Origin of the sequence: Daejeonella sp. (genome assembly GCF_037719425.1) — a bacterium.
In the GTDB taxonomy this organism is placed as follows: domain Bacteria; phylum Bacteroidota; class Bacteroidia; order Sphingobacteriales; family Sphingobacteriaceae; genus Daejeonella.
The window spans coordinates 69984-80727 of record NZ_JBBJNI010000001.1; the positions used below are offsets into that span (position 1 = coordinate 69984).

10 protein-coding genes are annotated in these 10744 nt (G+C 42.7%); 2 read left to right on the forward strand and 8 right to left on the reverse strand.

Annotation, left to right across the window (positions count from 1 at the left end):
• From WKF69_RS00330 to WKF69_RS00355, 6 genes are all read right to left on the reverse strand, one after another.
• The coding region (locus WKF69_RS00330) for an aminotransferase class III-fold pyridoxal phosphate-dependent enzyme (RefSeq protein WP_340378532.1) at nt 1-904 on the reverse strand (904 nt) is incomplete at its 3' end.
• A gap of 39 nt (nt 905-943) precedes the next feature.
• On the reverse strand, nt 944-1306 hold the full coding sequence (locus tag WKF69_RS00335; protein WP_340378533.1) for a four helix bundle protein: 363 nt from the start codon (nt 1304-1306) through the stop codon (nt 944-946).
• Between the two features lie 105 nt (nt 1307-1411).
• Nucleotides 1412-2425, reverse strand: a complete 1014-nt coding sequence (gene argC / locus WKF69_RS00340; protein ID WP_340378534.1) for an N-acetyl-gamma-glutamyl-phosphate reductase — start codon at nt 2423-2425, stop codon at nt 1412-1414.
• Nucleotides 2426-2558: 133 nt separating this feature from the next.
• On the reverse strand, nt 2559-3749 hold the full coding sequence (gene argG / locus WKF69_RS00345) for an argininosuccinate synthase (RefSeq protein ID WP_340378541.1): 1191 nt from the start codon (nt 3747-3749) through the stop codon (nt 2559-2561).
• Nucleotides 3749-4477 carry a GNAT family N-acetyltransferase gene (locus tag WKF69_RS00350; RefSeq protein ID WP_340378535.1) on the reverse strand — a complete coding sequence of 243 codons (729 nt, stop codon included), beginning with the start codon at nt 4475-4477 and terminating at the stop codon, nt 3749-3751. Before WKF69_RS00350 ends, argG begins: the two co-directional genes overlap by 1 nt.
• A gap of 484 nt (nt 4478-4961) precedes the next feature.
• Entirely contained in the window at nt 4962-5441 is a 480-nt protein-coding gene (locus WKF69_RS00355) for a hypothetical protein (RefSeq protein WP_340378536.1), read from the reverse strand.
• 188 nt (nt 5442-5629) lie between these two features.
• Here WKF69_RS00355 and WKF69_RS00360 point away from each other — a divergent pair, with 188 nt between their 5' ends.
• A complete protein-coding gene (locus WKF69_RS00360; protein WP_340378537.1) occupies nt 5630-6055 on the forward strand; it encodes a hypothetical protein in 426 nt (141 codons plus the stop codon).
• Between the two features lie 202 nt (nt 6056-6257).
• Here WKF69_RS00360 and WKF69_RS00365 read toward each other — a convergent pair whose 3' ends face one another.
• Both WKF69_RS00365 and WKF69_RS00370 read right to left on the reverse strand, forming a co-directional pair.
• Nucleotides 6258-7040, reverse strand: coding sequence for a DUF4369 domain-containing protein (locus WKF69_RS00365; protein WP_340378538.1), 783 nt, complete (start codon nt 7038-7040; stop codon nt 6258-6260).
• A gap of 158 nt (nt 7041-7198) precedes the next feature.
• Nucleotides 7199-9748 (reverse strand): phosphoenolpyruvate carboxylase, encoded by a 2550-nt coding sequence (locus tag WKF69_RS00370; RefSeq protein WP_340378539.1) that lies wholly within the window; start codon nt 9746-9748, stop codon nt 7199-7201.
• 297 nt (nt 9749-10045) lie between these two features.
• Here WKF69_RS00370 and WKF69_RS00375 point away from each other — a divergent pair, with 297 nt between their 5' ends.
• Entirely contained in the window at nt 10046-10543 is a 498-nt protein-coding gene (locus tag WKF69_RS00375; RefSeq protein ID WP_340378540.1) for a DinB family protein, read from the forward strand.
• The last annotated feature ends 201 nt before the right edge of the window (nt 10544-10744 follow it).

Consider the following 10744-nt stretch of genomic DNA (forward strand, 5'->3'; position numbering starts at 1 on the left):
TGATCAGGTAGTTTCCGACTTCTTCGGCATTCTTCATCAGATTATCCTGCTCCATTACTTCAAGCACTGCAAGCGCCGCAGCACAAGCAAGGTGATTACCGCCAAAAGTAGTTCCGAGCATTCCATGCCATGGCTTAAATTTAGGTGCAATAGAAATACCTCCTATTGGAAACCCATTTCCCATGCCTTTTGCCATTGTATAGATATCGGCATCCTCTCCAGCGTAGTCGTGAGAGTAGAATTTGCCACTTCTTCCATAACCGCACTGAACGCTATCGGCAATAAAAACCGCATCATACTGATCACATAAACTCCTGATCTTCTGTAGGAAGCTTTCTGTAGCTACTTTGATTCCGCCTACACCCTGAATACCTTCAATAATAACCGACGAGATCTCATTGCCGTGATCATTGAAAGCCTGTTCTAAGGCAGCCTCATCATTATGAAGAAGGAAAATAACATTGTCCGTTTCGTTAACCGGGGCAACGATCCTTGGGTTATCCGTAGCAGCAACTGCCAAAGACGTCCTGCCGTGAAAAGCCCCTTTAAAAGCAATTATTTTCTTCCGGTTATTGTAAAACGAAGCAAGCTTTAATGCATTCTCGTTAGCTTCAGCACCGGAGCTGCATAGGAAAAGTTGGTAGTCGGGCTTACCGGATACTTTACCTAGTTTTTCAGCCAGCTGGACTTGTAATGGGATTTTAACCGAATTAGAGTAGAAGCCAACTTTCCCAAGTTGATCTGTCAACCGTTTTACATAGTGCGGGTTGGTGTGGCCGATGGAGATAACTGCATGCCCTCCATATAGATCCAGGTATTCATTCCCCTTCTCATCCCACACTCTACTTCCCTGGGCTTTTACAATTTCAATATCGTTAAGTGGGTATACGTCAAAAAGCTTCATCTTAATTAATTTTTAGCGGAAAGCTCAAAGCGAAAAGCTTTATTTCGATTTCCTTATAACTTTTATTAGTCCAATCAGCATTGCTTTTACTTGATTGATCTGATTATTAACTCTATAATGTTTTTCATCGGATAAATAGTCCAGATCTTTCGCTAACAAACAGCAGTATTCCAATTCATTCGCTGAGCCTAAACTTATATCTAAATAACTGGCAAAATCCCTATCAGTATTCTTGCCAGATCCTTCAGCTATATTCATCGGAATAGAGTATGCCGCCCTCTTAGTCTGGGAGGCAAGGTGAAAAATCTCATGCTTAGGAAAACCTGGCAATATCTCATGATAAATTAATAGTGTCAATTGGTGTGATTTCTTCCACACATCAAATTTTTTGTAATCTCTCATTGCTTTAAGCTTTATGCTTTCCGCTTCAAGCGAAAGCCCTTCAACTTAAAGTTTACCTTTCAATGCCACTTGAAAAGTTATTAAACGGTGAGTTTGCAGTCCAACTCAAAAAGCCGCCGCCTTCAACCTCAACCCGGTCGTCTCTTCAATCCCAAACATCAAATTCATATTTTGAACAGCTTGTCCACTCGCTCCCTTAAGAAGATTGTCGGTAATACTGACTATGTAAATCATATTACCATGCTTTTCAAGGTGAATAAGGCATTTATTAGTATTTACTACCTGCTTAAGGTCAATGTTCTTCCTGCTAACATGTGTGAAAGGATGGTCTTTGAAATAACTTTCGTAAATGTCGTATCCCTCATCTATCGTCAAATCACTTTCTGTATAAATGGAAGCGAAAATACCTCTGGTAAAATCACCTCTTTGAGGGACAAACAGCAACGATTCTTTTCCGTTAAAGCTAGTCTGTAATTGAGATAACGATTCTCCAATTTCATTTAAATGCTGGTGTTCAAACGCCTTATATACCGAGAGGTTATTATTTCTCCAGCTGAAGTGAGAGGTTGCAGACAACCCTTGTCCGGCGCCGGTTGATCCAGTCGTCGCATTAATGTGAACTTCAGCGGTTAACAGCCCTTTTGCGGCTAATGGTAGTAAAGCCATCTGAATACACGTTGCGAAACAGCCCGGATTAGCTATGTTACTTGCCGCCTTAATCCTTTCTCTGTTCAGCTCTGGCAAACCATACACAAAGCTTCTCGCTTTCAGCTTCACGCTTTCGGCTTTCAGCTTTGAGCTTTCGGCTAACCTGAAATCCTGGCTTAAATCGATGATCTTAATAGAATCAGCAATCTCATTTACCTTCAGGAACTTCTTCGCATCGCCATGTCCTACGCAAAGAAAAAGAACATCAATATCCTGCGAAAGACTATCAGTAAATTTCAAGCTGGTATCACCAAACAGATCGGTGTGAATATCAGAAATGAGATTTCCCGCATTGCTGTTGCTATGAACAGACAAGATTTCTACCTCAGGATGATTGATTAATATCCTGAGCAGTTCTCCGCCTGTGTATCCAGCACCGCCTACTATACCAACTTTTATCTTATTATTCACAATGTGTTCATTTATGTCATTCCGAACCCGCACAGAGCGGGGAGGGATCTTCAGGTTTCTAAACCGTTTGTATGTTGTGCCAAGATCCAAACACGCAGATCCCTCGTTAAACTCGGGATTACATGCAGGTCCTTTATTTTTTCTCGTTTACTCTGTGATAGATCATCGTCTGGTTGCCAAAGATCTTCGAAAATCCTTTTACATCCTCTCCCGACCATGAGTTATTCATTTCACCATAGCTGCCAAACTTATTCGACATCAGGTCGTGTTCCGATTCAATTCCAATAACCTGGAAACGATAAGGAAAAAGTTTAACAAATACTTTCCCGGAAACTGTTTCCTGGGTATCCGCTAAAAATGCTTCCATGTTCCGCATAACCGGATCATGGAACTGTCCTTCATGCAGCCAATTGCCATAAAAGGTCGACAATTGATCTTTCCAGCTCAACTGCCATTTGGTTAATGTATGTTTTTCAAGAGTATGATGCGCCTTGATAATTATGATCGGAGCAGCAGCCTCAAATCCTACCCTGCCTTTAATCCCAATGATAGTATCACCAATATGGATATCCCGGCCGATACCGTAAGGCTGTGCGATTTCCTGCAATTTCTGAATAGCCTTAACAGATGTCAATTTCTCACCGTCTATTCCCACCAGCTCACCTTTTTCAAAAGTTAGCTCAATATCTCTTTCCTTCGTTTCAGAAACCTGTGTAGGCCATGACTCTTCAGGAAGTGTTTGATTAGAAGTTAAAGTTTCCTTTCCGCCAACCGATGTTCCCCAGATCCCCTTATTGATAGAGTATCGTGCTTTCTCGGATGTATATTCAACACCGTGCTTATTCAGATATTCGATCTCCGCCTCGCGGCTTAACTTCAGATCTCTGATGGGAGTGATGATCTCAACTCCGGGAATCATGATATTAAAGATCATATCAAAACGAACCTGGTCATTGCCGGCACCTGTGCTGCCATGGGCCACGTAATCAGCACCAATTTTCTTTACATAATTAGCAATCGCTGTTGCCTGACTAACCCGCTCCGCACTTACCGATAATGGATAGGTCGCATTTTTAAGCACGTTACCGAAGATCAGATACTTGATACAGCTTTCGTAATAATTCTCTGTTTCGTCAACCACCGAATGAGAAGTGACGCCAAGTGCATAGGCGCGTTTTTCTATTTCCTTCAATTCCTGTTCAGAGAAACCTCCCGTATTCACGATCACCGAATGAACTTCCAGGTTACGATCTTTTGCGAGGTGAATACAACAAAAGGAAGTGTCTAAACCTCCGCTGAAAGCTAAAACTACCTTCTTCTTCATCATTTAATTATGTAAAAGTTAACAATTGCAATACTCATCGTAGCAATCATTTTTAATGAATTGCGTAATGTTTCTTCTATTCTTTCCAGAAGCGTTTGCTTACGGGATACTTTGCTCAAACGTTCCTCATTTGCCTTCTTTTTATTCTCTTCTGCTTCCTTCATTTTCTGCTCAATCTCTTTTGCCTTTTCTTCAGGATCCCAAAGCATCGCGGTGCACATGCAATTCTTACGCTCCTTCATCTTCAGGATATCGTAATTCACACAGCTCTGGCAGCCCTTCCAGAAATCCTCATCCTGCGTAAGCATGGAATAGGTTACCGGTTCATAGCCCAGCTCAGAATTGATCTTCATCACCGGAAGCCCGGTAGTGAGACCGAATATTTTTGCATCAGGATATTTTTGTCTCGATAGATCAAAAACAGATTTTTTGATCAGCTTAGCCAGACCTCTGTTCCTGTATTGTGGATTGACGATAAGTCCTGAATTAGCCACAAATGTACCATGGCTCCATGTTTCGATATAGCAAAATCCTGCCCAGGTGCCATCTTCATGCAAAGCAATAACAGCTTTACCTTCGAGCATTTTTTGGATTATATAGTCAGGAGTCCTCCTTGCAATGCCGGTACCTCTTGCTTTGGCAGATTCTGCCATCTCATCGCATATCTGCTCTGCGTAATTAGTATGTTGTTCTGTTGCCGGTACGACAACAAATTCGTTTTCTTTCATGTATTTTGAAGAAAAAAATCCGGCTTTGAGGCGGAAAAAAGACTACGTTTTTAGTCTTTCGTTTTGTGAATAAAATCAATGATTTTGGGAACCGGAAAGAATTAACCGGTCAATATGAGGTTGATGCCAAGATCAAGTCCGCGGCATAAAGGGTCGTCGGAACCGCAATACTAACTTTTCAGTGCTGAAATTACTACGTACACAACCTGCCTGATAAGCCGCGTGGCCCACAGTTCCTGTGTGTGTCTGGTAGTTTAAACTATTCATCTTTAATAGTATGGGTGTTTCTAATTATTAATACAAATAACAGAGAAAAACTCGAATAATACAAGGGATGGGGGTTAAAATTACAATTTGGTAACATGGCAAGAAGTTGTAAGTTTTAAGTAGTAGGTTATAAGTCTCTAAACGCTGCGTATAATTTTACAGCCATGACTGTCGCTGTGCAAAACTTACAACTTATAACCTACAACTTAAAACTCAATTACTGCTTCGCAAACGTCAAATTAATATACGCTGTTTGCCCGCCAGATAACATTACCGGAGTTTTAAAAACTGCTGTTCCGCCTGCGATATCACCGAACTCAAGTGAATATCCTGTATCTACATCTTTAGCTTTCTGACCATCCATCAGTTTCTTAAATTGAAAGGTTCGCATTGCTGTCGTCTTATTAACCGACCAATAAATTGGTTGAACAGCGCCATTAGTTAAGCTAATTGAACCCGTACCACCCCCGTTCAGATCCCAGGTACTGCCCTGAAAATCCTGAGCATTGGCCATATCGAATACTTTTCCTGCAGAAGTACCCGCCGGGAAGCCTTGCATAGCCACATTTGTTACCATCCATTTTCCGGAAACATCTCCCCGGGAGACAGTAGGAGTTGTCATTGTTGTCTTAGGAGAGCAAGCCGCGAAGACCGCCACGAAACCTAAAATTAAGGTGCTTTTGATTATTGCTTTCATGATTAATAGTTTAATTTAGGGATAGTTAGCAGAAACGATGCCAAAGGAGGAACGGTTGAGAACTGAAAACTAAAAATTAAAAATCGAATAAGGCTATTGCTCCTTAGAGTCGGACTGAAATTAGAATGCTCATATAAACATTTCGCTATTGTGCACGAATCTCCGCCCGGCCATATAACTGGTAACAAATGGGAATCAAAAACAAACCTTATAATCTCCTGCTTTATTGCGGACTACTGCTGTTAATAATTTCGTTTTTCGTGACCAAGCCTTACGGGGAGCTTAACCTTAGCGATACGTATTTTATAACACCCCTGGCTCCTTTTATTCAATTCGCTGCAGGCATTTTAATCACTATCTGGATCATTTATCTGTTCACAGCACGCTTCTTAAACTCGATCAAATTAACATGGATCCATGTGCTGCTTACATTAGCCGGAGCTGTAACATTTATTATATCGATCACCACGGGAATGACAACCTCTGTCGGAATTGAAGGCAGCACAATAGAATCCACAGGTTTCACCGTCAGTATTTTAAGTCCCGTCATCCTAGCGGTACCTGGACAACTGCTCTATTTTATTAATCTCGCCTTAGGACTATTCAGGAAGTAGAGCTTTAAAGCTGCAACCGTTGAGGGCTGCTGTTTTCATCAGGATTCAGTACGTTCGATTATGCCTGTGAAACAAAATGAAAATATTGTTGCAGATAATACTGTAATAAATAAGATTTACCACATCAGATCACATAAAGTGATGCTGGATAGTGATCTCGCAGAGCTTGCCGGCTAAAGGCACCCCTCAATTGCTAACCAGACTATTGTACAAACATTACCTTCCCCTCATTGCTCTGCATAAGAGCCTGGGCAAGAGCATTGCTTATGGAAACATATTCGAGGTACGTTATCCGTTTTGCAACCCACAGCGAATTTAATGCATACATACTCACGAATGAGTTGGGATGATCCTTAATAAACTGCACAGCTTTTTCTTTGCCTTGCTCGTTCATTTCTCTAATGGCTGATTGGACTTCATATGGCAAATCATTTATATCGTTTATTGTCCGCTGGCTTACTAAGGTTCCTGAGGCAGGTCCTCCTCTGCCTTGCGACATGGTACCACTTGGTGGCATTGATCCGGCCGGCACGGCTACTACCCGGGTGGTCTGAGTCACGGTGACTTTGCCTGGTTGAGTGAAACGTTGACCGGCCATAAGTTTGTCGAAGTCTTTTTTATCTGACGTAGCCGGGCTTCCCGTTATGATTGCATTATAAAGCATCTGTTTTCCGGCAACCATGAGGTTCCCGGGTTCAAGGAAGAAATTAACGTGATTCTGAGCAGTAGTTTTTTTGTTCGGCTCGTGTATACTGATACTCGCCGGCCTCGGTTCATCTATTTTCCCTTTGAACGCAAAATTACCACCTACAATAGAAACAGAATCTTTTACTATTCCGGTGAGTCCCTTGTACTGGAGATAGGCCATCGCGCCGGAAGGATATTTTTTAACGGAACCAGTGATCATGTACTCCTTATCCTGCGCAAGCAGTGTAATGGAAAAACATAGGAATAAGGCGAGGGAGAATGTAAAGTTGTATTTCATAAGGCTTTAGTTAGATGTACCTAAATATACAAATTGGCGCGTTAACTGCAAAAGGGATTCAGGAGGTCGATATATACGAACAGTTTGCGGTTGTCCCGACCTAAGGAAAAACTTCCGACTTTCTATCTTGGTTCTTGGTTCTTGATACGTGGCTCTATTTACGCCGAATTCCTCTCCGCATTAATAATCCCGAAAGAACATCTCATCACCAGTTTCTCGAATATTTTCATTTCTGCCGCATCAGCCTTACTTCCTTTTTCGCGGATCATGGTTAAGGCATACTGCTGAATTGTTATCAGCGGAAGTTCAATGCGCTGACGCATTTGAATTGACAGCTGGTCGGTTTCCCTTTCTGCCATGAGTTCTGATTTTCCAGTAAGCAGGAGGGTGTACTTCTTTGTGCGTTCATATTCGTCATGGAACATGTTCCATAGCACTCCATATTTGGGATGATTTGAAAGATATGCTGTCAGCGGAAAGAAGCACTTGCTCATCGCCATTTCGCAATTTCCCATCAGCGTGCGGAAATACAGGGAGTTCTGGTAGAGATCCATGATCTGATCCCACTTTCCTTCTTTCTCCAGTTTCTGAAAGGCCAGACCAACGCCGTAATAACCGGGAATATTTTGTTTAAGCTGGCTCCATGCACCCACATAAGGTACTGCGCGAAGATCATTCAGATTGAGCTTTCCCGCTTTACGTTTTGAAGGCCGGCTTCCAATATTTGCTTCGGCATAATAACGCAGCGGGCTGGCAAAGTTTAGGTATTCCAGAAAATCAGGGTTTTCCTTTAGCACAATAAATGCCTCATAGCTCTCATCAGATAGATCCTGCAGTAATTGTTCTTCAGATTTGCTCATCGTCGTCGTCCTGGAGGAGAACAGTCCATTACTGATCCCCGCGTGCATCAGCTGCTCCGTGTTGTATCGCGCAGCTTCCCTGGTGCCAAAATTGGAGCTGATCGTTTGTCCCTGTATCGTCAACTGGATTTCCTTGTTTGCTATGTTCTGTCCCATCGAGGCGTAAAACTGGTGAGTCTTGCCTCCTCCGCGAGCTGGCGGACCGCCCCTGCCGTCGAAGAACACAACCTCTACGTCGTATTCTCTGGAAATACGAGTTAATTCTTCCTTGGCTTTGTAGATACTCCAGTTAGCCATCAGGTAACCGCCGTCCTTGGTTCCATCAGAGAAGCCAAGCATGATGGTCTGCGTTTTATTTCTGCGTTTTAAATGCTCCTGATATGCCTCATTCTGATAAAGAACAGTCATCGCTTTAGCTGCATTTCTCAGATCGCCGATAGTTTCGAACAATGGAACAAAGTCAATGCTTAAATGCTCCTTTTTCCACCCGGACATCAAAAATAAGCCGTAAACCTCCATCACATCTACTGCACTGGTTGTATGGCTTATAATGTACCGATGACAGCCCTCTATACCGTTAAACTTCTGGGCAGTTTTAATAGCCAGCAGCGTTTCAAAAGCATCTTTGGCAATGTCGGTATCGACTACCAATGAATTTATATTTTGTAAAGCCTTGATCTTTGCTTCCGGCGAAAGGGTTTTATAGTTCTTAGGTAATACAGTAGTTTTATCTGCAATCAGCTCCACCAATTCGGAATGAATAGAACTGTCTTGCCGCACGTCCAGCGAAGCAAAAAATAACCCGAACAAATTCACTTTATTCAGCAGGTTATTCACCTTGCTGAGGAATAAGCTATTGTGCTTTGCTATAAGGATATCTCTGATCTCTATCAGCGTACTTACAATTTCTTCTTTTGAAAGGTCTGCTTTGTAACCCGGTATGAACAAATTATTGTAAAGGCGCTCTTCCAAAGTAGCAAGTAGGGTATCTACTCCCTGGAATGTAAGACGCCCCTTAAGCAGGCGGACTTCCCGGTAATAACATTTGATGATGCTTCCTCTTAAGGCCTCGGCAACTCTTAAGGTTGTATCGGCTTTTACAAAAGGGTTTCCATCCCGGTCGCCTCCCGGCCAGAATCCCATCCTGATCAATTGATTTTGCCCTTTAACCGCATCAGGAAAAGCACTGTGAAGAAAGGAAAGAATATTACCCGCTGAATGATAAAATACATTCTCGAGGAACCAGATCAGGTTAACAGCCTCATCATATGGAGTTGGTTTTTTCTTGTTGAAGAAAGGGGTTTTCCCCAGCTGCTGCAGATAAGTATTTACCAGTACAGTGTCGTCTTTTTGAAGGGCTTTCCCGAGGTCATGTATGATGCCCAGCACGGCACTTGGATAGAACTGGTTTGGATGGGCAGTTAGCACCATCCTTACGGAAAAATCTTTCAGCTTTCCGGACAGTTGCTTCTCAGCGTTATTTTGGATCACCTCCGTTTGAAGCTGCTTTAAGGTACCGGAGCCATTCATATCGTGCGTTGCACTGAATGCCGCATCTTCCAAAGCATCAAACAGCACTACCTGCCGTTCCGAATACTGGATAAACCGGAACAGAAGATCTAACTGATCTTTTTCGTCCCGGTAGCTGGTATACTGGCGAAAGAACGACTCGATGATGTCTGCAGGGCTTTGCTCATTCTTGAAACCTTCTTCGCAATGCAAAAGAAATAAGGAAAGAAGAATGCCGGTCTTTTCTACACGATGGAAGGGCAGAGAGGTAAATAAACTGTTATACATCTCAAACTTGGTTCCAACCAAATTTCTAAACTCTGCCAGGGTACTGTTCATAATATTTTAACTAAACCAAAAAACGTAATGCGCAAAAGTGGGAAAAATATGGGAGAAGAAGGAAGAAAGGCAAGGAACAATCGAGCTAAAAATTCAAACGAAAGTTCCGGGAACAAATTCAGATGTGAGGTCAGAAATTCCTAGCAATGATAGGATCAAATGATAGCATCTAATGAGGCCACGTTAGCAGTTCCCCACCCAAACCCCAACAAAATTTATTTTATCTCCGAATTCCTGCTGACATACTGTTGTCACCAGCCGCTCATACTTTTGATATATAAACTAAAAATCAAACGTATGAACACCCTGGAAATGACAGAAAAAATCAATGCAATCATCACAACAGAAGAGCTGGCAGCACACTGGAGCGGCCATCGTGGATTAACTCGCAAGTTGATCGAAGCCTTTCCTGAAAAAGAATTTTTTGAGTATTCTATTGGCGGAATGAGGCCAGCGGCCCAACTCATCCAGGAAATGATGGATGTAAGCACCGGTGGAGTCCGCGAAATGGCCGGAGGAGTAGCAGGTGATGTTGCCGGTCATGCCGTTACGGCTACGAGCAAAGCTGAAGCTCTTGAGATCTGGGATAAAAACACTGCGGAGCTTCTCGAGAATCTGGTAAAAATTCCGGTTGACAAATTTCATGACAGGATATTGTCGTTCGGGCAATATGAAGGCACGATCTGGGGAAACATCTTCTATTTCCTGGACAATGAAATTCATCACCGGGCGCAGGCTTATGTTTACTTAAGAAGTCTTGGGGTTGAGCCTCCGGCGTTCTGGGACAGATACTAATTGAGTGGAGAGTTGAAAGCTGAAAACTGAAAGTTCTGCAACCGCACCATACGGGGTTGTTTACTGAACAGTGAGGTTGCTTACTGAATAGAGAGGTTGTTTACTTAAAAAGTGAGATTGCTTCGTTTCACTCGCAATGACATTGTCGCTTTTTAATAGTAAGGGGCAGACGAGGCTGCGTCTCGTCTGCCCCTTACTCCC